Annotated in this window: 19 protein-coding genes; 1 reads left to right on the top strand and 18 read right to left on the bottom strand. The window is 64.9% G+C overall.

Going from position 1 to position 24,718, the window contains the following annotated elements; translation table 11 throughout:
* Positions 1–142: 142 nt before the first annotated feature.
* Genes moaA through QQZ18_RS11235 form a run of 9 tightly spaced genes read right to left on the bottom strand, consistent with a single transcriptional unit; the run spans position 143 to position 13,024 of the window.
* Positions 143–1,141, bottom strand: a complete 999-nt coding sequence (gene moaA / locus QQZ18_RS11195; protein ID WP_284540966.1) for a GTP 3',8-cyclase MoaA — start codon at positions 1,139–1,141, stop codon at positions 143–145.
* A complete protein-coding gene (locus tag QQZ18_RS11200; protein WP_284540967.1) occupies positions 1,138–2,391 on the bottom strand; it encodes a molybdopterin molybdotransferase MoeA in 1,254 nt (417 codons plus the stop codon). Before QQZ18_RS11200 ends, moaA begins: the two co-directional genes overlap by 4 nt.
* Complete coding sequence (locus tag QQZ18_RS11205; protein ID WP_284540968.1) at positions 2,388–2,678, bottom strand: hypothetical protein; 291 nt, start codon at positions 2,676–2,678, stop codon at positions 2,388–2,390. Before QQZ18_RS11205 ends, QQZ18_RS11200 begins: the two co-directional genes overlap by 4 nt.
* Before the next feature lie 7 nt (positions 2,679–2,685).
* Positions 2,686–3,582 carry a peptidylprolyl isomerase gene (locus QQZ18_RS11210; protein WP_284540969.1) on the bottom strand — a complete coding sequence of 299 codons (897 nt, stop codon included), beginning with the start codon at positions 3,580–3,582 and terminating at the stop codon, positions 2,686–2,688.
* A gap of 5 nt (positions 3,583–3,587) precedes the next feature.
* Positions 3,588–4,325: a respiratory nitrate reductase subunit gamma gene (narI, locus tag QQZ18_RS11215; protein ID WP_284540970.1), complete on the bottom strand. Its 738-nt coding sequence runs from the start codon at positions 4,323–4,325 to the stop codon at positions 3,588–3,590.
* The gene (gene narJ / locus QQZ18_RS11220) at positions 4,318–4,995 is read right to left on the bottom strand and encodes a nitrate reductase molybdenum cofactor assembly chaperone (RefSeq protein WP_284540971.1); all 678 of its coding nucleotides are present in this window, start codon (positions 4,993–4,995) and stop codon (positions 4,318–4,320) included. The genes narI and narJ overlap by 8 nt, the downstream gene beginning before the upstream one ends.
* Complete coding sequence (narH, locus tag QQZ18_RS11225) at positions 4,995–6,521, bottom strand: nitrate reductase subunit beta (RefSeq protein WP_284540972.1); 1,527 nt, start codon at positions 6,519–6,521, stop codon at positions 4,995–4,997. Before narH ends, narJ begins: the two co-directional genes overlap by 1 nt.
* Before the next feature lie 3 nt (positions 6,522–6,524).
* On the bottom strand, positions 6,525–10,268 hold the full coding sequence (locus QQZ18_RS11230) for a nitrate reductase subunit alpha (RefSeq protein ID WP_284540973.1): 3,744 nt from the start codon (positions 10,266–10,268) through the stop codon (positions 6,525–6,527).
* A gap of 20 nt (positions 10,269–10,288) precedes the next feature.
* On the bottom strand, positions 10,289–13,024 hold the full coding sequence (locus QQZ18_RS11235; protein WP_284540974.1) for a nitrate/nitrite transporter: 2,736 nt from the start codon (positions 13,022–13,024) through the stop codon (positions 10,289–10,291).
* A 171-nt stretch (positions 13,025–13,195) separates the two neighbouring features.
* Between QQZ18_RS11235 and QQZ18_RS11240 the strand changes: the two genes are divergently transcribed.
* Positions 13,196–13,921, top strand: coding sequence for a cyclic nucleotide-binding domain-containing protein (locus tag QQZ18_RS11240; protein WP_284540975.1), 726 nt, complete (start codon positions 13,196–13,198; stop codon positions 13,919–13,921).
* A 335-nt stretch (positions 13,922–14,256) separates the two neighbouring features.
* Here the strand turns inward: QQZ18_RS11240 and QQZ18_RS11245 are convergent, their stop codons facing one another.
* The 9 genes from QQZ18_RS11245 to QQZ18_RS11285 form a co-directional block, all read right to left on the bottom strand.
* A complete protein-coding gene (locus tag QQZ18_RS11245) occupies positions 14,257–14,538 on the bottom strand; it encodes a Nif11-like leader peptide family RiPP precursor (protein WP_284540976.1) in 282 nt (93 codons plus the stop codon).
* Positions 14,539–14,776: 238 nt separating this feature from the next.
* Entirely contained in the window at positions 14,777–15,073 is a 297-nt protein-coding gene (locus QQZ18_RS11250) for a Nif11-like leader peptide family natural product precursor (protein ID WP_284540977.1), read from the bottom strand.
* Positions 15,074–15,170: 97 nt separating this feature from the next.
* Positions 15,171–16,229, bottom strand: a complete 1,059-nt coding sequence (locus QQZ18_RS11255; protein WP_284540978.1) for a GNAT family N-acetyltransferase — start codon at positions 16,227–16,229, stop codon at positions 15,171–15,173.
* Between the two features lie 137 nt (positions 16,230–16,366).
* Positions 16,367–17,401, bottom strand: coding sequence for a helix-turn-helix domain-containing protein (locus tag QQZ18_RS11260; protein ID WP_284540979.1), 1,035 nt, complete (start codon positions 17,399–17,401; stop codon positions 16,367–16,369).
* 105 nt (positions 17,402–17,506) lie between these two features.
* The gene (locus tag QQZ18_RS11265; RefSeq protein WP_284540980.1) at positions 17,507–17,848 is read right to left on the bottom strand and encodes a DUF3307 domain-containing protein; all 342 of its coding nucleotides are present in this window, start codon (positions 17,846–17,848) and stop codon (positions 17,507–17,509) included.
* The gene (locus QQZ18_RS11270) at positions 17,845–18,390 is read right to left on the bottom strand and encodes a cyclic nucleotide-binding domain-containing protein (RefSeq protein WP_284540981.1); all 546 of its coding nucleotides are present in this window, start codon (positions 18,388–18,390) and stop codon (positions 17,845–17,847) included. Before QQZ18_RS11270 ends, QQZ18_RS11265 begins: the two co-directional genes overlap by 4 nt.
* Positions 18,390–21,269, bottom strand: coding sequence for an NHLP bacteriocin export ABC transporter permease/ATPase subunit (locus tag QQZ18_RS11275; protein ID WP_284540982.1), 2,880 nt, complete (start codon positions 21,267–21,269; stop codon positions 18,390–18,392). The genes QQZ18_RS11270 and QQZ18_RS11275 overlap by 1 nt, the downstream gene beginning before the upstream one ends.
* Positions 21,269–23,443, bottom strand: coding sequence for an NHLP family bacteriocin export ABC transporter peptidase/permease/ATPase subunit (locus QQZ18_RS11280; RefSeq protein ID WP_284540983.1), 2,175 nt, complete (start codon positions 23,441–23,443; stop codon positions 21,269–21,271). The genes QQZ18_RS11275 and QQZ18_RS11280 overlap by 1 nt, the downstream gene beginning before the upstream one ends.
* Positions 23,440–24,702: an NHLP bacteriocin system secretion protein gene (locus QQZ18_RS11285; RefSeq protein ID WP_284540984.1), complete on the bottom strand. Its 1,263-nt coding sequence runs from the start codon at positions 24,700–24,702 to the stop codon at positions 23,440–23,442. Before QQZ18_RS11285 ends, QQZ18_RS11280 begins: the two co-directional genes overlap by 4 nt.
* Between the last annotated feature and the right edge of the window lie 16 nt (positions 24,703–24,718).

Below are 24,718 nucleotides of genomic sequence, written 5' to 3' on the forward strand. Positions count from 1 at the left end.
AGGCAACACGCATCAACCAGACGGACGATCGAGCCGCATTGTGCGGCATCGTCCGCCGGGCGGCGCAACGGTCCGATGCTCCGGCGGCAGCGTGCGGTCGGGGGCCGAAGGGACGGTCCAGGCGCCGGAGGGCTTGCGTGGTTCAGCCGCCAAGCGCCGACATGTGACGACGAAGGGAAGGCCGTTCGTCCGGACCTATCGCGAAGTCGTGCCCCTTGGGCTTGTGCTCGATGGCGCGCGCGATCGCGGCGTTCAGAAGGTCATCGCCTTCCGAGCCGCGCAGGGCCGATCGCAGGTCGGTGCGCTCCTCCTGGCCAAGGCAGGTGTAGAGAACGCCAGTGGCGCTGACGCGGACACGGTTGCAGCTATCGCAGAAATTGTGCGTCATCGGCGTGATGAAGCCGAGACGACCGCCGGTTTCGGCAACGCGGGTGTAGCGAGCCGGTCCGCCGGAGCGCTCGGGCGTGTCGACAAGGGTGAAGCGGCGCTCGATGAGGCGACGCAACTCGGTCAGCGGTAGATACTGGTCCGTCCGGTCGACGCCGACATCCCCGAGCGGCATGGTCTCGATCAGCGTCAGATCCATGCCGTGGCCATGGGCGAAGTCGATCAGGTCGAAAATCTCCGTCTCGGTGATGCCCTTGAGGGCCACGGCATTGAGCTTGATCTTGAGGCCGGCCTCCCGAGCCGCGCGGAGGCCGTCCATCACCGCGCCAAGCTGGCCACGACGCGTGAGGAGCCGGAAGCGGTCGGCATCGAGCGTGTCGAGCGACACGTTGACGCGTTTGACGCCGGCGGCGGCCAGCGCTTCGGCATGACCGGCGAGCTGCGTTCCATTGGTGGTGAGGGTGAGCTCCTTCAGCGCCCCACCCTGCAAATGCCGCGACAGCGACCGGAACAGCGCCAAGATATCCTTGCGCACCAGTGGTTCGCCGCCAGTGATCCTGATCTTGTTGACGCCTCTGGCAACGAAGGCCGATGCCAGCCGATCGAGCTCCTCCAGGGTCAACAGATCGCGCTTGGGCACGAACTGCATGTCCTCGGCCATGCAATAGACGCAGCGGAGATCGCAACGGTCGGTCACCGACAAGCGAAGATAGCGGATGGTGCGGCCAAAGCGATCGGTCAGCGCACAGGTCACGACGGCACTCCCTGGAACTCCGGGTCGTGGAAAGGCAGCACTTCGAGCCGGTCGCCGGCTTTGAGGGGCGTGTCGGCGGCCGGGATGATCGCCAGGGCATCGGCAGCAAGGAGAGGCATCAGACGGTGCGACCCCGGCTGCCCGACACGGTGGGCCGTGAGCCGGCCTGAGCTCGCCTCAAGAGTGACGGGGAGAAGCTCGGTCTTCTCCGACGGGCGACCGATGGCAAAGGCGGACAGGGCCGTGACGGGCAGGATCCGGGGCCGACCCGAGAGGGCGGCGATCATCGGCCGCACGAAGGCCAGGGCGGAGAACGCCGCCGCCTGAGGATTGCCCGGCAGCCCGACGAAGGCGGCGGCGCCGATCGCGCCAAGGGCAAGTGGCTTTCCCGGCTTGATGGCGACCGAGGATATGGTGAGCGTCCCGCCGACCGCGGCCAGGGCGGCGCGTACCAGATCGCGGTCGCCCGCAGACATGCCGGCCGAGGTGACGACGAGATCGGACTGGCGGCTGGCATGGGCGAGCCGCTCGACCAGGGCGTCATAGTTGTCGCCCACCGTGGTCCTGGTCACGTCGACGCCGCGGCCGGCCAGCAGGGCCATCAGCATGGGACCGTTGGAATCGTAGATGCCCGCCGCCGGCAAGGCTTCGCCGGAGCTTCGGAGCTCCGCGCCGGTGGTCACTATGGACACCCGGACGGGTGTGGTCACCCGCACGGAGCCGATGCCGAGCGCCGCCAGGGCGGCAATCTCCGGCCATGCCAGGCGCCGACCCTTTGCCAGCACCATCTGGCCGCGCGCGATATCCTCGCCCGCCTTGCGGACGTTTCCTTCGGGCTGGGAGGAGCCCAGCATCGCCACACCATCGTGGACGATGGTCGTTTCCTCATAAGGAACGACCGTGTCCGCTCCAGCCGGCAGGCTCGCTCCGGTCATGATGCGATGGGCGCAGTTGGGCGTCAGGCGGGCCGGCGCATCGCCGGCATGCGTCACCCCATCGACACGAAGCGGACCCGCGGCGACATCGGCAAAGCGGACCGCGTAGCCATCCATGGCTGCCTGATCGAAGGCGGGAAGATCGCGCGGGGCAACCACCGTCTCGGCGAGAACGCGCCCGAGCGCTTCACCGAGCGGCACCGTTTCGCTGCGGTCGACCGGACCGACGAGACGCAGAGCCTCAAGGCGAGCGGCTTCGAAGGACTGCATGCCCAAGGTGACGGGCCGGAAGGCGTCGGTCACGTGAAAGGTCATGTCGTCACTCCCTCGCCCGCCGGAAGCACGGCTTCGAGGATGGCGCGCATCGCCGCAAGGCTCGGGTCTTCCGCCCGATTCATGATGCCGACAAGCTGAAGCCAGATGTCATCCGACGCCTCGTCGACGAAGGTTCGAACCGATGCGGCGAGATAGGCCGATGGCGTCAGTCCCTCCGCTTCGGCGGCCCGGCCGATGCGGGCAAGGAGATCGGGCGCATCGAGAGCGGCGACGAGGTCGAGCACGACGTCCGGATCGTCGAGATCGTCAATCAGCTTGCCAAGCATGTCGTCCTCACTGGACGAGCGGTTGGACGGAACCGGCGAGATCGAACCCGTCGATATGCGCCCGACCGATCAGTTGGGAGATGTATTGGGCACTGGCCCGTCGCTCGACGCGCTCGGCGAGATAATCGGCGATGCGATCCTTCACCGCCTCGAAGGGAAGCTGCTCCCCTTCGATCTTGCGATCGAGCCGAATGAGGTGGACGCCATAGCGCGTCTCGACCGGGTCGGAGAGGTCTTCCGGCGACAGCGAAACCAGCGCGGTCTCGAACTCCGGCGTCGTTTCGCCGAGGCTGATCTGCCCGAGGGATCCTCCGACCTTGGCCGACGGACAGTCCGAGAGCCCCTCTGCGAACTCGGCAAAGCGCTGCGGCTGCCGGACGAGCTGTTCGCGAAGGGCTGCCGCCTTGTCGCGCGCCGCCGCGAAAGCGGCTTCGTCGTCCCGACGGGCGGCGAACAGAATGTGGCTGGCGGCATAAAGCGGCGGCGTCACGAACCGCCTGCGGTTGTTGTCGTAATAGCGGCGCAGCGTATCCTCGTCGGCGGAGGGAACGGGGACCTCCCTGGCGAAGAGTAGTCTGATGAGGGCGTCATCCTCGGTCTCGCGGCGCCCCTCGGCATCGGCTTCCGGCGCGGCGACGATGCCGAGGCGATGCGCCTCGGCAAGCAGCACCTGACGCACGATGAGGGCCGTTGCCGCCTCGCGAAGGGCTTCGGCGGGATTGTCTCCGGGGTGGTTCTGCATCTCCGCGGCGACAGCCTTGCGGTCGATCACCACGCCATCGACGGTAATCCTGGGGACGGTCGGACGGGAGCCACGAGGCTCCTTCCGGCCGGCCTTGTCGGCGGCCGCAGGCTCGGGCTGAGCGCCTTGCTTGTGGCGATGATCGACGTCGATGGCGACCATATCCGTCACTCCCCCGCCGAGCGCGGAACGGAGCGGCTCGCCACGCCGGCCCTGAGGTCGCGGCGCGTGCGCACCACCTGATAGCCGGTCCTGCCCAGGTACCAGATGGGCGCGCTCCAGACGTGCACGAGACGAGTGAACGGAAACACCAGGAAGATCGTCAGACCGAGCAGGATGTGGGTCTTGAAGATCCAGTGGACGTCGGCGAGATAGGCCGCCGCCGAAGGCTGGGCGGTGACGATGCCCTGAGCCCAGGCCATCAGCTTCACCATCTCGTGGCCGTCGAGGTTGTTCGCCGACACGAAGATCGACGACAGGCCGAGCGTCAGCTGCGCCCAGAGCAGCAGGAGGATGGCGATGTCGGAGAAGCTGGAGGTGTTGCGGATGCGCGGGTCGAACAGCCGGCGGTGCGCAAGCAGCGCGATGCCGGCAAAGCAGGCGACACCGGCGATGCCGCCGACCGTCATGGCCAGGATCTGCTTGAAGGTGTGGCTGATGCCAAGTGCATCGAACACCCAGACCGGCGTCAGAAGGCCGACGAAATGGCCGCCGAAGATGATCAGGATGCCGACATGGAACAGGTTGGATCCCCAGAACAGCTGACGCCGGCGCAGGAGCTGCGACGAGCCGGTCTTCCAGGTGTACTGCTCGCGGTCGAAGCGGATCAGGCTGCCGAGCGCGAACACGGTGAGACAGACGTAGGGGTACCAGCCGAAGAGTGCGCTGTTGATGTACTCAGACATGGTTGGTCTCCTCAGCACGCGCATCGCGCCGGGCGGCGCGGATGCGGCTCATGGTGCGGTCGGACGAGCAGCCGGGCGCGGCTTCCGGCCCGAAGGCGACCGGATCCTCGGCCCAGTCGGCGTCGATATCGGTGGGTTCGGCAAGGTCCGCCGGTTCGGCATTCGCGCTGTCCGAAAGGGCGAGCAACGCGCCGAACACGCCGGCATAGGCCGAACCACGGCTGACAAGGCGCTCGCGCAGGGCGGCGACGATCGGCGCGATGTCGGAGAGCAGTTGGCGCGCCTCGCCGACGGGGCGTGTCGACGCATATTCGAGGAGGAGAGGCAGATAGTCCGGCAGCTCGTTCGCCGTCATGGTCAGCCCGCCCCGCTCGTAGAGCGCGGCGAGATCCACCATGGCCTGGCCACGGTCGCGGCTTTCGCCGTGCACGTGCTCGAACAGATTGAGCGTCAGGGAGCGGGAACGGTCGAACAGCTCGACGTAACGCTCTTGCAGCTCATAGAGGTCGTCATTGCGGAGTTCGGCGAGCAGCGGCCAAAGGTCGGAGCGCTCGTGCGCCGATACCATCCCTTCGTCAACCAGCACGGCGCCGATGTCTGCGACCGCCGCCCGCAGATCTTCAGTCGGGTAGGCGAGAAGTGCCGACAGTGCCCTCAACGTGTTGGACATCACAGCACCTCCATCGGGTTCTTGGCCTTCTTCAACTTGGCGGTCGAGAACAGGTTGACGTCGGTGTCGCCACCCGAGCAGCCGTTGCCGAACGAGAAGCCGCAGGAGCCGCGCAGGCTGAGAGCGTCGTCATTGGTCTCGCGATGGTTGGTCGGGATGACGAAGCGGTCTTCATAGTTGGCGATCGCCATCACCTGATACATGTCCTCGATGGTCGCGCCCGACAGGCCGACGCTGGCGGCGAGCGTCTCGTCGACGAAGCCGTCGACCGTCTTGCCGCGCATGTAGGCCCGCATGGCCAGCATGCGTTCGAGGGCGAGCGTCACCGGCTCTTCCTTGCCGGCGGTCAGGAGGTTGGCGAGGTAACGGACGGGAATGCGCAGGCTGCGGACGTCCGGCATGCCGTTCGTCTCGCCGATCCGGCCAGCGGCCGCCGCCGACTGGATGGGCGACAGCGGCGGCACGTACCAGACCATCGGCAGCGTGCGATATTCGGGATGCAGCGGGAAGGCGACCTTCCACTCCATCGCCATCTTCCAGATCGGCGATTTGCGCGCCGCCTCGATCCACGCCTCCGGTACGCCGTCGGCTCGCGCCTGGGCGATCACCGCCGGGTCTTTCGGGTCGAGGAACAGCTTCAGTTGCTCCTCGTAGAGGTCCTGCTCGTTTTCGGTCGAGGCGGCGGCCTCGATGCGATCGGCATCGTAAAGCAGTACGCCGAGATAGCGGATGCGGCCGACGCAGGTCTCCGAGCAGACCGTCGGCTGGCCGGCCTCGATGCGCGGGTAGCAGAAGATGCACTTCTCGGATTTGCCCGAGGACCAGTTGTAATAGATCTTCTTGTAGGGGCAGCCGGAGACGCACATGCGCCAGCCGCGGCACTTGTCCTGGTCGATCAGGACGATACCGTCCTCCTCGCGCTTGTAGATGGCGCCCGACGGACAGGAGGCGGCGCAGGCCGGGTTGAGGCAGTGCTCGCAGAGGCGCGGCAGGTACATCATGAAGGTGTTTTCGAACTCACCGTAGATGTCCTTCTGGACGCCCTCGAAGTTGATGTCCTGCGATCGCTTGGCGAACTCGCCGCCGAGGATTTCCTCCCAGTTCGGTCCCCACTCGATCTTCTCCATCCGCTCGCCAGTGATGGCCGAGCGCGGACGGGCTGTCGGGAAGGCCTTGGATTCCTTGGCGTTGTGCAGATGTTCGTAGTCGAAGGTGAACGGCTCGTAGTAGTCGTCGATCTCCGGCAGGTCGGGGTTGGCGAAGATGTTGGCCAGAACCCGCCACTTGGCGCCGATCCTCGGCTCGATCTTGCCGTTCTTCTTGCGACGCCAGCCGCCGTTCCAGCGGTTCTGGTTTTCCCACTCGCGCGGGTAGCCGATGCCGGGCTTGGTCTCGACGTTGTTGAACCAGGCGTATTCGACGCCTTCGCGGCTGGTCCAGACGTTCTTGCAAGTGACCGAACAGGTGTGACAGCCGATGCACTTGTCGAGGTTCAGCACCATGGCGATCTGGGCACGGATCTTCATGTCTCAAACCTCCTGAGCAGCCGGGACGCCAGCGGCGAGCGGCTCTTCCAGCCAGTCGACCTTGGACATCTTGCGGATGACGACGAACTCGTCGCGGTTGGAACCGACGGTGCCGTAGTAGTTGAAGCCGTAGGATTGCTGGGCGTAGCCGCCGATCATGTGGGTCGGCTTCAGCACTGTGCGTGTCACCGAGTTATGGATGCCGCCCCGGTTGCCCGTCAGCTCCGATCCCGGCGTGTTGATGATCTTTTCCTGGGCGTGATACATCATCATCATGCCCGGATTGACGCGCTGGGAGACCACCGCGCGAGCCGTCAGCGCCCCGTTGGCGTTGAACACCTCCACCCAGTCGTTGTCGACGATGCCGGCCGAGCGGGCATCGGTTTCCGATATCCAGACCACCGGGCCGCCGCGATTGAGCGTCAGCATCAGAAGGTTGTCGGTATAGGTAGAGTGGATGCCCCACTTCTGGTGCGGCGTGATGAAGTTGAGGGCGATCTCCTTTTCGCCGTTGCTCTTGTGCTCGCCAAGACGGGCGATGGCCTTAAGGTCGACCGGCGGCTTCCAGGTGACGAAGCTCTCGCCGAACGCCCGCATCCACAGGTGATCCTGATAGAGCTGCTGCCGGCCGGTCAGGGTCCGCCAGGGGATCAGCTCGTGAACGTTGGTGTAGCCGGCGTTGTAGCAGACCTTCTCGCTCTCGATGCCCGACCAGGTGGGTGAGGAGATGATCTTGCGCGGTTGCGCCTGGATGTCGCGGAAGCGGATCTTCTCGTCTTCCTTCGGCAGGGCGAGATGGGCGTGCTCGCGGCCGGTGACCTTGCCGAGCGCTTCCCAGGCCTTGACGGCCACCTCGCCGTTGGTCTCGGGGGCGAGCATCAGCACCACCTCGGTGGCGTCGATGTCGGTGTCGATCTTCGGCAGGCCCTTGGCGGCTCCGTCACGATGCACGCCGTTGAGCGCGCCGAGCGCCTCCACCTCGTGTTCGGTCTTCCAGGCGATGCCCTTGCCGCCGTTGCCGACGTCGGTCATCAGCGGGCCGAGGGCGGTGAACCGCTCGAAGATGTGCGGATAATCGCGCTTGACGACGCTGACCGCCGGCATGGTCCGTCCGGGGATCGGGTCGATCTCGCCGCGCTTCCAGTCGGCAACGTCGAAGGCTTGCGCGATCTCGCCGGGGCTGTCGTGCTGGATGGGCGTGAGGACGACATCCTCCTCGACACCAAGCACTTCCGGCGCGATGGCCGAGAAGGCCTTGGCGAGCCCCTTGTAGATCTCCCAGTCCGAGCGCGCTTCCCAGGCCGGATCGACGGCGGCGGACAGCGGATGGATGAAGGGGTGCATGTCGGAGGTGTTGAGGTCGTTCTTCTCGTACCAGGTGGCGGTCGGCAGCACGATGTCCGAGTAGACGCAGGTGGTCGACATGCGGAAATCGAGCGTCACCAACAGGTCGAGCTTCCCCTCCGGCGCCGTGTCGTGCCAGACGACTTCCTTGTTGAGCACCGCGCCTTCGGTACCGAGATCCTTGCCCATCACGCCATGCTTGGTGCCGAGCAGGTGTTTCAGGAAATACTCGTGCCCCTTGCCGGACGAACCCAGGAGGTTCGACCGCCAGACGAACAGATTGCGCGGCCAGTTGGCAGGATCGTCCGGGTCCTCGCAGGAGAGGTTGAGCTCGCCCGACTTAACGGCCTTGGCGACGTAATCCTTCACCTCAAGGCCGGCGGCCCTGGCGGCGGCGGCAATGGCGAGCGGGTTCTGCTTGAGCTGCGGCGCCGACGGCAGCCAGCCCATGCGCTCGGCGCGGACGTTGTAGTCGATGAAGCTGTTTTCCCACTCGCCCTTGGGCGCCGTCGGCGACAGGATCTCGGCCGCCGTCAGGCTCTCATAGCGCCACTGGTCGGTGTGAGCGTAGAAGAAGGACGTCGAATTCTGCTGGCGGGACGGTCGCGCCCAGTCGAGACCGAAGGCGAGCGGTGCCCAGCCGGTCTGCGGCCGGAGCTTTTCCTGGCCGACATAGTGCGACCAACCGCCGCCCGACTGGCCGATGGCGCCGCAGAACACCAGGAGATTGATGATCCCCCGGTAAGCCATGTCCATGTGGTACCAATGGTTGATGCCGGCGCCGAGGATAACCATTGAGCGGCCGTTGGTTTTCTCGGCGTTCTCGGCGAACTCGCGGGCGACGGTGACGATGGCGTCGCGCTTGACGCCGGTGATCTTCTCGGCCCAGGCCGGGGTGAACGGCACGTCCTGATCATAGGTGCGGGCGACGAAATCGCCGCCGAAGCCGCGATCGAGGCCGTAGTTGGCCATCATCAGGTCGTAGACGGTGGCAACCTTCACCTTCGATCCATCGGCCATGGCGATCTCGCGGACCGGAACGTTCCGCGTCAGGATGTCGCCGTGGCTGGTCGAGACGAAGTGCTCGCTGGCCCTGCCACCGAAATAGGGGAAGTCGACGGCGACGATCTGATGGTCGGTGTCCGCCAGCGTCAGCCTCAGGTGAACATTCCGGCCGGCGCCGTCCTTGTCCTCGAGATTCCAGCGGCCGCTCTCGCCCCAGCGATAGCCGATGGAACCGAGCGGCGCGACCAGATCGCCGGTGGCCTCGTCGATCGCCACCGTCTTCCACTCGGGATTATTGGTCTCGCCAAGGCCTCCGGGCAGTTCGGAAGCGCGCAGCATGCGCTCCGGAATGAGACGCCCGTTCTTCTCCTCCATACGGACGAGGAAGGGCATGTCGGAGTAGCGGCGCGCATAGTCGTCGAAATAGGCGACGCGACGGTCGAGATGGAACTCCCTGAGGATGACGTGGCCCATGGCCAGCGCCAGCGCGGCGTCGGTGCCCTGCTTGGGGGCGAGCCAGATGTCGGCGAACTTGGTCGCCTCGGCATAGTCGGGGCTGACGACGGCGCTCTTGGTGCCCTTGTAGCGAACCTCGGTGTAGAAATGGGCGTCGGGCGTGCGCGTCTGCGGCACGTTGGAACCCCAGAGGATCAGGAAGCCGGCGTTGTACCAGTCGGCGCTTTCCGGCACGTCGGTCTGCTCGCCCCAGGTCTGGGGTGAGGCGGGCGGCAGGTCGCAGTACCAGTCGTAGAACGACAGGCAGACGCCGCCGATCAGCGACAGATAGCGGGCGCCGGCCGCATAGGAGATCATCGACATGGCCGGAATGGGCGAGAAGCCGACGACGCGGTCGGGGCCGTGCGCCTTGATGGTATGGGCGTTGGCGGCGGCGATGATCTCGTTGACCTCGTCCCACGTCGCCCGCACCAGCCCGCCGTGGCCGCGGATCGAGGTGTAGGACCGCCGCTTCTCGGCATCGCCGACGATCGAGGCCCATGCGGCGACGGGCGACAGGGTCTTGCGCGCCTCGCGCCACAGCCGTAGCAGGCGGCCGCGCACCATGGGATGCTTCACCCGGGCGCCGGAATAGAGATACCAGCTGTAGGACGCGCCACGGGCGCAGCCGCGCGGCTCGTGGTTCGGCAGGTCGGCACGGGTGCGCGGATAGTCGGTCTGCTGGGTCTCCCAGGTGACGATGCCGCCCTTGACGTAGATCTTCCAGGAGCACGAGCCGGTGCAGTTCACGCCATGTGTCGAGCGGACGATCTTGTCGTGCTGCCAGCGCTTGCGATAGCCGTCCTCCCAGGACCGGTCTTCGTTGGTGACAATGCCATGATTGTCCGAGAAGGGCTCGACGGTCTTGCGGAAGAAGGTCAGGCGATCGAGAAAATGCGACATTGTTCTCGCCTTTCGTGGAATTAGCGGGTGGCAGAAGCGACCGCGGACCGCCGCTGGCGCTCGACTTCGTAGAGAAGACCGCCCCGGCGCGCGTAGACGCCCCAGGTGATCACGAGGCAGGTGACGTAGAAGACCATGAACGACCACAGGGCCGCTTCGGCGCCGCCGGTCAGCGCGATGGAGGTTCCGAAGCCCTTGGGAATGAAGAAGGCACCGAACGCGGCGATGGCCGACGTGAAGCCGGTGATGGCCGCGCTCTCCTTCTCGGCCTGAAGGCGCCGCGTCTCCGGATCGGCGTCCGGCATCAGGCGCATCATCTCACGCGCCGAGATGGCCGGAATCATCTGGAAGGTCGAGGCATTGCCGACGCCGGTCGCAAAGAACAGCACCAGGAACGACACGAAGAAGCCCCAGAATGCCCCCGGCTGATCCTTGATGCCGATGAACCAGAGGACGCCGGCCGTTCCGGCCATCATCAGCGCGAACACCCAGACGGTGACGCGGGCGCCACCCTGCCGATCGGCCAGCCAGCCGGTTCCCGAGCGGGCAAGTGCGCCGACGAGCGGGCCGAGGAAGGCGTAGGCCAGCGCGTTGACCTCAGGGAACAGCATCTTGGAGAGCAGCGGGAAACCGGCGGAATAGCCGATGAACGAGCCGAAGGTGCCGGTGTAGAGCCAGCACATGATCCAGTTGTGCCGCCGCTCGAAGATCACCGCCTGTTCGGAGAAAGACGCCTTGGCCGAAGCGATGTCATTCATGCCAAACCACGACGCGAAGGCCGAGAGGGCAATGAACGGCACGAAGAAGAAGCCGGCGTTCTGGAGCCAGAGCGGCGCCGAGCCGGATGGTGTGCTCACCATGGCCGGCTCGCCGCCGAGCTTGCCGAACATCCCCATGGTGATGACCAGCGGAACGACGAACTGGACGACGGACACGCCGAGATTGCCAAGACCGGCGTTGAGCGCCATCGCATTGCCCTTCTCCGCCCTCGGGAAGAAGAAGGAGATGTTGGCCATGGACGACGCGAAGTTGCCGCCGCCGAAGCCGCAGCATAGCGCGAGGATGAGCAGCACCACATAGGGCGTCTCGGGGTTCTGGACCGCATAGCCGATGCCCACCGCCGGGATGACCAGCGACCATGTGGTCAGCGTCGTCCAGAGACGACCGCCGAAAATCGGCACCATGAAGGAGTAGAAGATGCGCAAGGTCGCGCCGGACAGGCCGGGCAGCGCCGCCAGCCAGAACAGCTGGTCGGTGGTGAGGTTGAAGCCGACGAGCGGCAGCTTGCTGACCACCACCGACCAGACCTGCCAGATGGCGAAGCTGAGCAGCAGCGAGGGGATCGACAACCAGAGATTCCGCTGGGCAATGCGGCGACCGGTCGCGTGCCAGAAGGTCTCGTCCTCCGGCCGCCAATCGGTGAGCACGGCCTTGCTGGGCGCGACAGCCGCGACGGGCCTCGGCATGTCCAGCATTTCGGGGAACGGCGGCAGCGCGGCGAGCACCGGCCCGGCAGCGGCCCGCTCCATCTGGCGGATCGTGAAGTGCATCCATATGAGCGACACCGCGACGATGACGAACAGCGCCATGAAGCAGGACGTCCAGAGGCCCGTCAGGTCGAGCAGCACGCCGAACAGGATGGGCAGCAGAAAGCCGCCGAGACCGCCGATCATGCCGACGAGGCCGCCGACCGCGCCGACGTGATTGGGATAGTAGACGGGAATGTGCTTGTAGACCGCCGCCTTGCCGAGGGCCATGAAGAAACCCAGGATGAACACGGTCACGGTGAAGCCGACGAGGCCCATGCCGAGGTGGAACCGGATGTCTCCATGGACGCCCTGGATCACGTAGTCGGCGGCCGGATAGGACAGGATGAAGGTGGCGACGATCGAGACGAGGAAGGTCCAGTAGAGGACGCGACGGGCGCCGTAGGTATCGGACAGATGGCCACCATAGGCGCGGAACAGGCTGGCGGGGATCGAGAAGCAGGCCGCGATCACGCCAGCCGTCTCGATATCGAGGCCGTAGACGCGCACCAGATACTGCGGCAGCCACAGCGACAGGGCGACGAAGGCACCGAAGACGAAGAAATAGTAGAGCGAGAAGCGCCAGACCTGCACGTTGCGGAGCGGCGCAAGTTCCAGAAGCGCGCTCTTCGGGCGCTCGCCGCTCAGCCGGCGCTGCCGGATGACCGGATCGTCCTTGGTCGTCACGAAGAACAGGACCGCCATCGCGGCCAGCGCCGCCGCCCACACCTCAGCCACGGCATGCCAGCCGAATGCGACGAGCACCAGCGGTGCCAGGAGCTTGGTGACCGCGGCGCCGACGTTGCCGGCACCGAAGATGCCAAGCGCGATGCCTTGCCGCTCGGGCGGGAAGAAGCGTGAAACGTAGGCAACGCCGATGGAAAAGGAACCGCCGGCAATGCCGACGCCGAGGGCGGCGAGAAGAAGCGCCGGATAGGTCGTGGCATAGGTGAGCAGGTAGGTGGCAACCGCAGCCGCCAGCATGTTAAGCGTGAACACCAGACGGCCGCCGTAGAGATCGGTCCAGATCCCCAACAGGATGCGGATCAGCGATCCCGTAAGGATCGGCGTACCGACCAGGAGTCCGAACTGGGCTTCTGACAGCTGCAACTCCTCGCGGAGCTGAATGCCGATGATAGCGAAGATTGTCCAGACGGCGAAACACACCGTAAACGCGACCGTGCTCATACCGAGCGCACGCGCTGCCCCATCACGCCCCAAGACTTGCATAGCAGTCCTCCGACAACTTAGGCGCTAACAAAATAACGCATGAGGGTCGCCCTTCCCACCGCGACCTTGGCCGAATTGGCCGCGCCCTTCTTTGACGCAGAACAACTGCAGACGTGATATACATCACATGCTAGTCGTCTACAGATCAATCTTTAGGATTAGTGAACCGAAATGGATCGTCCGCTGCCCGCTGCCATGAAGCCCGAGGAACTGCCAATCCTGCGTGGTCTCAGCGACTGTCACCGCCGTCAGATCATGGAAAGCACGTTGCTGCACACGGTTCCGGCCGGCAGCATGCTGTTCGAACAAGGGGATACCCCGAACTTCCAGATCGTGGTCATGTCCGGGTCGGTTCAGCTGTTCGGCCGATCAACCAGCGGACGCGAGGTGCTGGTCGAAGTGGTGTCGCCGCCCGATCTGATCATCCCGGCCGCCGTCGTCACCGACGCACCCTATCTGATGCGTGCGCGAGTGCCCGAACAGTCCACATTCCTCCTCATTCCCGCCCGCGCCTTCCGCGACCTGGTTGCGTCCGATCCGGTGCTGGCCAACTCGGTGATCGGCAGCCTCTCCACCCAGTTCCGTCGCATGGTGAGACAGATCAAGAACCTCAAGCTGCGCTCGGCGGCTCAGCGGGTCGGCTGTTACTTGCTGACACTGTCGGAGCGGCAGGGAACCCCGGAAAAGGCCGTGCTGCCCTACGAGAAGAACCTCATCGCCTCGGAACTCGGGGTCACACGCGAGTCCTTTTCGCGCGTCCTCTCCAGTCTAGAGGCGCACGGCATTCGAATCGACGGCCAGACCATCTGGATTGACGACGCCGAGCGGTTGGCGAAGGAGTGCGTTCCCGACCCGCTGATCGACGGTCGGGAGCTTGGACCTGTGCCGAATACCTGAGGTGGCCTGCGGGGCGACACGCACGGTCAAGATGGAGCGCAACGCCGGTCCAAGCCGCAGGAGCTTGGGACATTTTCAATCGAGATGTGATGACCAAACAAAAACCCGGTGAGCCGTTGAGCTCACCGGGGCTTTTCTTGTTGGGGATACCTTCGAAGCATCTCGCAACCGCGAGCCTCCTACGCGATCAACGAAAATCGCATCAATTGGCTACGTCGGCAGTCACGGTTTCAGCGAAAGACACGTTTCCAACGGTGGAGCTTTTTGGGGGCCGAAGCGCCACCACTGGACATATCTTTCGACAGCAGGCCATGCCTTCGCCTAGCCCGCCTCAACTATGAGAAGATCTTCTTTCCATGGTACGATTCCTTATAGGCAGAATGGAAGTTGGGAATGCCGCCGGCAACCAGATCGAGATCCTTTTCCGACAGCTCCGCACCACCGGAGATCTTCTCCAACCCTGCTGCGAGTTCTTCCGCCGTGAAGCTGAATCCTTCACGGGCACCAAGGGCAACGACCGCGGCCGCTCCCACCTGCATCGCCGCCGTGGCCTCGGCCTCCAGCGCCTCGCTTGCCCGAACCTTGTCGTAGAACTGCTCCAACGCCTGCATGCTCATGATGTCATCCTCTCCGTTTGACAGGGGGGCGTCCGCTGCTCGTCCATATCGGCGGACTCGTCTCAACTCGCCGCACGAAAGCGCGGCTGTGGCGAACGTCGACCCCTTGGAATCGGAAATGGCGGTCAGTACCACCGCTCCGTCCGTTCCCAGACCAGGGCCGACGATCATGTGCTCTGCCACCAGTGACCAGACCCGCGTCCAAAGGGGTGGCCAAGTGGCGGCAATCGGAGATAGGTCAGCTCGAAGACGATGGTCTTGCCTTGCCATGCTGCTTATCGGCAAAATGCTCGCAAGCGGTGTGCCCACCACCCGCGACAAGATCGAGGTCCTCGTCCGCAAGCTCGCCATCCGCCAAAATCGAACCGCGCGACATGGCGATCGACAGCTCCTCCTCCGTGAACTCAAAGCCCTTCAGCAAGCCCAAGACAATGAGAGCCTCCGGACCGTCCTCCAGCGCGCTCGTGGCGAGCGCCTCGAGCTCGGGATCGGAACGAACGCTTTCATAGAACTTCCTAAGCGATTCAATACTCACGTAATAAATCCACGTTTCTTACCCTGCAAAATGCGACCAATATAGAAATGTACATCTCATCTATCGATCAGATGAGAGCTACATCCAGATCTACACCCTAGATGCTTCCGGAATGACTTCCATCCGGCATTCGAAAAGCAGCGCGCCCGTTTGGAGGCGGGCTCTGGAAGGGGACAGGCAGCCGACGGGAGGCACTGAGGATCGTTTCGACACGCTCGGCGATGGGCGCGAACCGGCGAAGAGTCAGGGCGGCCATGCGGGGGCGACTGTCGTGGCTGGTATAGTAGATCGCGATGGAATCCCGGCCAAGAAGCGCCATCTGCCTCGAATAACAGTGGTAATAGGCCCCGACCATGATGCCGCCCTGCCGATAGGCCGGATCGAGATAGGCCTCGAGGTAACGGATCGCCGGCGCATCGGAAGTCATGCCCAGAAGGGGGCGGTTCGTTTCAGCGGCGAGCAGCCATCCGACCAGATGGCCGTCGCGACGAATGGCGACGCTGAAATCGAGGGCCAATCGCTCCGCCTGACGGATCGGGCCCAGCATGTCCGAGGCCTCGGGATCCGAGAGGTATCGCTCGACAGCTTCGATGTCGGTGGCACCCAGCTCCAGAGGATCAAAGGAATACGACCGAGGCAAGGCAAGACGTCCGGCCACGCCGGGCCAGGTGCCAACCTCATCGACCATTTTCCCAACACAGCCAACGACGACTAGGCCGCTCGCATGTGAAGTCGTCCAGCCAGCTCTCGCCAGCAAGGCTTCCAGAGCCGCACGCCCAGGCATGGACGCGTTATAGCTCGTCCGCCATTCGATAGCCCCACGCTCGCGCGCCTCCGACTGCCACGCCTCGAGGAGACGCCTGCCAAGCCCCCGTCTGCGCTCGGCCGGCGCAACGGCAACCGACAGCAGCTCGGCCTGCGTTCTTCCGGGCAACAGGGTGCCGAGCGCAAGCCCGACCGGACGCGCCCCGGCAATGAGGCCGACCGCGATGGCGTGATCCGGTACCGGCTCCAGCCAGCCGCCGACCTGTCCGAACGTGAACGAGGCGAACAGTCCGGCATTTCCCTTGAGCACCGGAAACGACGCTCTCGAATGTATCGCCGCCTGTTCCGCCTCTCGTTCGACGGGCGTCTGGATCTCTGCTGCCGCGAGCATGCCGCGCCTTTCTCCATCGTGTCCTACAGGCTATGTGCCTGTATTCAGGCTGGAAATAAAGCGCCGCCCCACCCCTTGGGACGATATCGGCGGAGTTTGGGATAGGATGTCGGCAGAGGCTTCGCCTCACTCGCCATTCAGGCTTTGGCGTGCAGTTTGTCGAGCCAGGCCTGCATCCAGTTGCTCTCTTGAAAACCGATATCGGCTTTCAGACGGATGCCCTCCCGGGCATTGCGGATCGCCTCGCTCGGACGAAGCCCGAAATATTGCTGAAAGGCGCGGGAGAATGCGTTCTCGCTGGCAAAACCGGTCGCATAGGCGAGCTTTGCCACCGATCCCCGCGAGGTCCCGACCGAGGCCAGCTTCAGGAGAGCCAGCTTCAACCGCCGCTCCCGGATATAGTCGGCGATGCCGCCAAGCGGCTCGAACAGGCGATAGAGGGCCGAGCGCGACAGGGCGAACTGGCGCATGATCATTTCCGTCGAGAGGGCCGGGTTGGTCAGATTGCGCTCGATGAAGACCTGAATCGTTTGAAGGTTGGCATCCATGAGCGTACCGCGCTCGGCGGCCACGGCGGCCGAAAGCCCGCTCGACACCAGCACGGACGCCACATCCGCCGCCAGCTTTCCGTCCGGTCCGGCAAGTTGAGGGGCCAGCTTGGCCATCGTCATCAAGTGCTCGCCGAGCAGGATGCCCAGCGTGGAGGTGCCATCCAGCCGCGCACCGTGCAGCCCGTCTATGACCCGGGGCATCAGGCGGATCATCGCGCGCGGCAGGATCAGACTGACGATGTCCATGTCCGTGGTGTGGCTGCGCATCGGCCGGCTGAGGTCGAAACAGACGATGTCCCCGGCGGCGCCCTTCGCCAGCCCGCCATCGGCGTTGTAGGCGCACTGACCGCTCACATAGAGCTGGATCAGCAGGTGATCGACACCCGTCGCGGCCACCAGCTCGTTCGAGCGATGGAAACGCTGGGCGACCGCCGACGACCTTCCGATCAGGAAGTGCCCGAGATTGTAGCTGGCAAGGTCGGCCCTGAATCCGTCGAGCCCCTCCGTCGCCGGAACGGCATCGAACAGACTGGACACGCCGATCCGCCAACGTTCGTAGTTTTCTTCGTGGCTCAAGTCCGACGACCGGATCAACTGGTATTCAATTTGATTGTCGGTCACCTGGGTCGCTCTCTACAGGTATTCTGCTTCTTCGCGAGGACAACCAACGTTCTGCCCAAGCGTCAAGAAATGCGAGTAACGGGAGATTCAAGAAAAAACGCGTTTTCAGAGCCAGCCGCCGACCATCATCGCCGCCCATACTACCTTGCATGCAATGTGTAGCGCTTGGTCCCCGTGAATAGAAATAATCCCTTTGTTCTTGAGGGAGTCAATGAAAAAATGAGCGATTGTCTCCAGAATTCCGACAATGGGAGAATTCGTCGCCAGCCCCGCCAAACCGCCGTGGATGACGGAATGGGCGCCCAGCAGGTAGAACCAGGGCACGCCCGGAACCGGCGTCTTCCAGTTCTTGCCGCGCGCCATGAAATCGTTCTGCAGCGGGTAGTCCCCGAGCGCATGACCGAAGATCAGCAGTGCCAGGGAAACGAGAAAACCCTCCGCCATCATGTCGTGTGCTCCTCGCTGCGAGACAGGCGGGTCAGCATATGCTCGAAGCGGGCGCCGGCCAGCGATATCGTATCGAGAATGCCATCATCCAGCTCGTCTTCCATCACCGCTCCCGCCTTGAGCCCGGTGCGCGAGTTCATCCTTTGGGTGGTGTTGCGCAAGCGATCGGCGAGAAAGATCGCCAGCGCCTTGTAGAAGCGTCCACAAAAGGCCGGGTTTTCGTTCAGCCGGGCCTGCAGGTCCCGCTTGTCCACGGCGAGAATGAAGGCGCCATCGGTGGCCTCGACGGTGGCGGATGGCGGTGCCGAGTCGACCAGAGACATTTCGCCCACCACCTCGCCGCGGCCTAGCCGCGCGACCTCTCCGACGCCGGAAACCGTCACCGCCACTTCGCCCGACAGGACGAAGAAAAGGTCGCTCACCTGCTGCCCCTCGGAGATCAGAACCTGCCCGGCGGACGCGGAGAACCGCCGGCCCTTGCGGGCCATCCACTCGATATCCTCGTCGTCGAGCTGCCCAAGGATGTAAAGCACTTTGCGCATCAGGCCTCGTTCTCCAGAAGTTGGCGCCTAGCGAGCGCGTGAAAAAGCCCACCAGCCTCGATCAGCTGGTCGTAGCTACCGCTTTCGACGAGGCGTCCCTTGTCCATGACCAGTATCCGGTCGACCTCGCGGATGGTGGACAGGCGGTGCGCGATGACGATCCGCGTCACCTGCAAACGGGCCAGGGTATCGGTCACCACGCTCTGGGTCCGGTTGTCGAGAGCGCTGGTCGCCTCGTCGAGAAGCAGGATCTTGGGCTCGTTGACCAGAGCGCGGGCGAGCAGGATCCGCTGCCTCTGCCCGCCCGAGAGCGCTCCGCCGCCATCGCTGAGGACCGTGTGCATGCCCATGGGCATGGCCTCGACATCGGGGGCGAGCGCGACCAGCCTTGCCGCAGCCCAGGCCGCTTCCAGGCCGAGCCCCGAGGCGCCGGCGATATTCTCGTAGATCGAGCCCGGCGTGATGCGGCCGTTCTGCAGCACGACGCCGATCTCCTTGCGGAGCAGGGTTGGGTCGAGCCGATCCGACGGCTTGCCGTCGAACAGCAGCCCGCCCTCCTCCGGCGTCTCGAAGCCCAGAAGAAGACGCATGATCGTCGACTTGCCGCTCCCCGACTCTCCGACGATGCCGATGTATTCCCCAGGACGGATGTGGAAGCTGACGTCGCGCAGGATCAGCGGACCGTCGGGCGAATAGCGGAAATGCACGCGATTGAAGGCAATCTCTCCCGACAGCCGCCCCGGCGCCTCCCGCTCGCGGGAGATCTCCGGCTCCGCCTCGACGATCGGCATGGTCCGCGCCATCAGCGGGTTGATGGTGAGCAGTTCCGATACCGCGGTGATCGTTCCGGTGAGGGCGGCCGACACCTGCCCGAACGCCGTAATGAAGGCCACGAACATGCCGGTGGAAAGGCTGGCGGCTTCGTCGGCGGCACCGCTACCCACGACCATCGCCTCCAGGGCGGCGCTCGCGGTTTCCGACTTCATGACGAAGAGAACGCAGCCGAACAGGAACAGCAGCGACAGGGGGCCAAGAACGGCGACGCCGACCATTTGCCAGCCCTGCCAGCGCCGCGACTGCTCCAGTGCGTGACGTTCGTGCACGGTTCGCCATGTCCACTCGGCAAAGGCGCGCATTTCCGCCGCCGCCGCCCTGAGCTTGGGCAACCCGACCAGGATCTGAAGCAGGAAGCTTCCACCCCGACGCTCGAACCGAGCCCGTTCGTGCAGCAGCTGCCGGCGGGCGATCCAGCCCGATATGGCAACCGTGACCAGAATGGGGGCGAGCGCGAAAAGGGTCAGGCGCCAGTTGATGAAGCCCATGGTGACAAGGCCCGACACCGTGCCGATCAGTCCGAAGACGCCGGCAAGCGTCGATCCGGTCAGAAGCTGGCGTACCTCCTGCAGGCCAAGTGTCCGATGCCCGAGTTCGCCCACCGCATAGCGCTGGAAGAAACTGGCGGGTAGCCGGAAGAGGCGCAAGACGATCGCCGCCTGCAACCGAGCGTCCAGCGTGGCCTCGATCCGCTCCACCGTCATGGCGCGCGTCAGCTCGAATATCGATTGTCCGAGTGCCGCCGCGACGAGCAGCAGCGCGACCTGCCACAGGCCCGAACGATCGTTGAGCGGCACGACCGTGTCGAACAGAACTCCCGTGGCGATCGGCAGCAAGGCCATGGTCGCCGCAGCCAGCATGGAGGTGACGATAACAAGTCGCGCCTCCGCTCCCATCCCTCTCGTGGCAAAGCGAGCGAGATCCCCAAAGCCAAGCCGCCTGTCCGCCAGCAACGGATAGAGTTGAAGGACCTTCTGTCGAAGCGTGACGGCGACCGCCGCATCCACCTTGCGGCTGCCATCTGGACCGACGGCCAGAAAGCCGCCGCGCCGCGTGGGCACCAGAGCGATGGGGACTCCCTCGGCGGTCTCCGCCAGCATCGGCAGGCCGTCGCGCGTCCACCACCCGTCTTTCAGGATGACGTCGCGGTAATCGAGCAGCAGGTCGCGCAGGATCGGCTCGAACGCCCGTGCGTCCGCCAGCTTTCGCCGCGTGTCGTCCGGAAGGTTCCGCAACGGGCAACCGAGGGACTTCATTGCCGCGGCGATCGCGGCATGCCAGGGGTTGTGAATGGAGGCCCCGCCACTGCCCAGCTTGGCCAGCGTGCCGAGCGCCTCCGAAAACCGGCCAACCGATGAAGTCGCCTGGATGTCCTGCCGCCGGCTCGCCTCCATGCGCTCGGTTTCGAATCCGGCGAGAACGGCCTCCACCGTCATGCGAGAGAGGTTGGCGAGCCCTTCGGCCATGTCCCCGACGGACGGAGTGACTATCGGGCGCAGCCTGCCACTGGCCCTGGCCGCCAACTGCCCCGGCGCGGCGACCGGGAAGGGCGTGCCAGCCTCCAGGATGCGACCGCTCCAGCTGAAAGCGGGTTCCTCGGCAACGACCAAGGCGAAACCGCCGGCGGCGGCCGAGCAGGTCTCGCCCGGCTGAAGGTCGACGACATCCGCCTCGATCAACCGGGTCGGCCAGTCGCGCGAACCGCCGAGCGCCCCGTTCATGCAACGCACCCACTCGCCGACGGCCGGCGTCTTCGCCAGCGCCGCGTCGATGCCGATCCGCTCGAAACAGGAGCCGAGTCCGCCGATGGCGACCAGGCGCCCATCCGATGCGCCTGCCACCGAGAATAGCACCCCACCCTTCTCCATGCGGAAGAGATGGCGGCGCGCTTCGCCGACACGGTCGAGCACGAAGATGTCGGCATAGCCCCGGAGTAGCCGGTAGGCGGCATGGCCCGCGTCGAGCGCCAACGGCCTGTTCCCACCGCCCTCGATGATGTGCGACAGCGTCTCGTCCGACTTGATGGTTTCCGCGTTCTGGTGCATCAGGCGCCCCCCCGCACCAGCCCGGCATATTCGTCGTTGAGCCGCATCAACGTGTCGTGGTCGCCCCGCTCGACGATGCGGCCGCGGCTCATGACGACGATCTCGTCGCAGTCGCGAACCGTGCTGAGCCGGTGGGCGATGATGAGACAGCCGCAGCCACGTCGACGCAGGTTGTCGTCGATCTGCTTTTCCGTCACCGGATCGAGCGCGGCCGTGGCTTCGTCGAGAACGATGAGGGAGGGATTGGCGCTGAGGACCCGCGCCAGTTCCAGTCTCTGGCGCTGCCCGCCGGAAAAGTTCAGACCGCCCTCGGCAACCCGCGCGTCGAGCTGCCCCGGCCTCATCAGCACGTCATCGAGGATGGCTGCGTCCGAGAGGGCGGAGATCAGCGCATCCTGTGGAATCGTGTCATCCCAGAGCGTCAGGTTGTCGCGGACCGTTCCCTCGAACAGAAAGACCTCCTGGTCGACGTAGCCGATCACCTGGGACCGGCGCGCCTGGGTGAGCCTCTGGGCGTTGACGCCGCCAATGCGGATCTCTCCGCTCCACGGCTGCTGCAGGCCGGCGATCATCCGACCGACGGTGGTCTTGCCGCTGCCCGATCCGCCAACGAGGGCGACGCGGGCGCCGGGCTTCAGCTGCAGCGAAAAGTCCTGGATGAGCGGCGTGTCGAGCGGGGAGTACCCGAAGCTGATGCCATCGAGTTCGACGCGGCTTGAGGCTGGCACGACCGAGGGATCGCCCTCGGCGATGCGCTTGGCACGATTGATGTCGGCGATCTTGATCAGATCGGCGCGGATGGCCTGGATCTGGCCGGCAAGGCCGACGAGTTCGAGCATCGGCGCGTTGAAGTTTCTGACAAGCCCCTGGAAGGCGACCAGGGTGCCGAGCGACATGTGGCCGTTCATGACACTGATGGCGCCGACCACCAGAACGAGAACGTTGGCAAGCGCCTGGATCAGGCCGGGGATGGCATTGATCAGGGTCTGCGCCTGAGCCAGCCGCGCCCTGGTGCCGAGCACCTTGCTGTGCAGTCCCGTCCATCGACGATAGGCCTGAGCCTCCATGTTGGAAGCCTTCAGGGTCTCGATGGCCCGGATCGGTCCTAGCGTGGCGGCGAGCAAGCTGCCCATTTCCACGCCGAGCTTGGTGCTTTGCGTCCGCTGGACCTTGCCACCCTGATGGATGACCACGCCGTAGAGCAGCTGAATGGCGAACATCCATCCGGCAAGGAGTGGGTTCATCATCCACATGATGGCCGCGTAGGCGAACAGGCTGATCAGGTTGAAGACCGCCGACGACAGGCGGCCGGACAGAAGGTCGGCGACCCGTTCGTTCGCGCTGAGCCGGCCGGACAGTTCGCCGGGGTGGCGCTGGGCGTAGAACTCGGCCGGCAGGAGAAGCATGTGCCAGAGAAGCTTGCTCGACGGCACGACAACCTGCTTCATCTCCAGCCGCCTGAGGCCGGTCTGCTGCAGCGCGGTGGCAAACCCGCGCAACGCCAGAATGACAAGCAAGGCCAGCGCGAAGGGCAGCAGCCAATCCTCCTGCTGCGCGATCAGGATCGTATCGATGAATGCGCGCGTGAAGACGGGAACGGCCACGCCGGGCACCACAAGGGCCAGCGAGGCAAGAAGAACGAAGAGCAGCCCCTTCTTCGATCCCCTGAGGCGTTCCAGCATCAGAGGCAGGGCGAGCGGCGGCTCTCCTGCGGACCTGAAGTCCTCCGATGGTTCGAAGGCGAGCACCACGCCGGTGAAGGCCTCCGCAAGCTCGTCGATCGACACCGTTCGGCGACCGGACGCGGGATCATTGATATGGACCTTTTTCCCCCGAATGCCCTCCAGAACGACGAAATGATTGAAATTCCAGTGCAATATGGCCGGCCACGGAACATCGGCCAGATTGCCGACCTCCTTGCGGAAGCCCTTTGCTTTCAAGCCGTAGCTACGGGCGGCTTTCAGAAGATTGCTTGCCTTGGTTCCGTCGCGCGAGACGCCGGCGGCAACGCGCATTTCTTCAAGCGTCACCCACCGGCCATGATGGGCAAGGATGATCGAAAGGCACGTCGCCCCACATTCGACGGCTTCGATCTGGAGGATCTGTGGTGTTGCCCGAGCTTTCCTGCGAGCGCGGGCACCCGCTGACGAGCCAAGAGCCAGTGCTCCGATCATAGGCCGGCCGCCTTCTTCAGGAAGGGCATGAGGAAGGAAGCGGGCTTGCGGCTGTCGACGGTAACCTTGGCGGTTCCGGTCGTGCCCGGGCTCAGGTTGGCCAGCGCCCCTGTGCCGCCGGACCAGCGGTAGCCGCTGGCGGTCGCCGCGTCCCGCTCAAGCTCGACCTGGACGGCGAACGGCGCCCCCTCCTTCGAGAACCGGCTGACCAGGGCGTCGTTCTGCAGGATTGCCTGCATGCCTTCGTGGGTGGCGGGAAAATCCGACACCGACTTAACGCGACCGACGAGCGTGCCCCATTCCTCCTTCTGCATGCCGCCGAGTTCGATATGAACCGGCATGCCGACCTTCACCCGCTTGCCCTGCGCGGGGGGGACGTAAAGCATGAACTGCAGCGACCCGTCGCCGCTTGCCACCGATGCGATGCGGGTTCCAGCCGGCGTGTAGGCGCCGAAGGGCGCCTTCCACTCGACCAGGATGCCGTCCGTGGGGCTGGTGATCTTGCCGAATGTCGACAGCTGCATGTCGAGCTGCCGGACCTCGGCTTCGGCCGCGAGAACCTTCTGCTCCTGTTCGAACAACCGGCGCTCGTCCTCCGACCGGCTGGCCAGTTGCTCTGCCGTGAGCGTCAGCAAGCCGGTGCGAGCCGTGGCAATGTCGAGGCTGGCGCCCGAGAGCTGCTCTCGGGCCTGCTGGACGGCGCTCGCGGTCGTGACGCCGGACGCCGCCAGCTTCTCCTGGTTTTCGACAAACTTGCGATAGGCCTCCTGGCGTTGCTCGGCGGCGCGGATCTGCGCCTCGAGGGCCGCCTTGCGGGCGTCGGCGTTTTCCAGCCTCGCAACGCCCAGAACCTTCTGCTCGCCGCGCAAGGCGTCCATCGCCTGGCGAGCCGCACTGGCCTGCGCCTTGGCCATTTCCAGGCGGGTCGATATGTCCGGCTGGCTGATTTCGGCCAACACATCGCCCTGGCGAACCCGGTCGCCGAGCTCGACGTGCCGGTGCGTCAGCGGTCCGGATGCCGCAGCGATCGCATCGACCATCTGGCCGCCGCCGTAAATCAGAATGCCTTGACCGGAAATGCGGGTGGGAATGCTCGCCGTGAAACCCCAGACAATGAAGGTCGCAAGCAGCACGACGACCCCGGCGAGCGCCATCCAGCCGCCTGGACTGGTGATGACGATGGCTTCGTCCAGTTGTTCGGGAGACGACAACCGGTCCAGCGCTTCCTGCCGATATAGGTTCTTGTTCTGAGCGGACATGATCCAGCGGTTCCGA

The organism is Pleomorphomonas sp. T1.2MG-36 (assembly GCF_950100655.1).
In the GTDB taxonomy this organism is placed as follows: domain Bacteria; phylum Pseudomonadota; class Alphaproteobacteria; order Rhizobiales; family Pleomorphomonadaceae; genus Pleomorphomonas.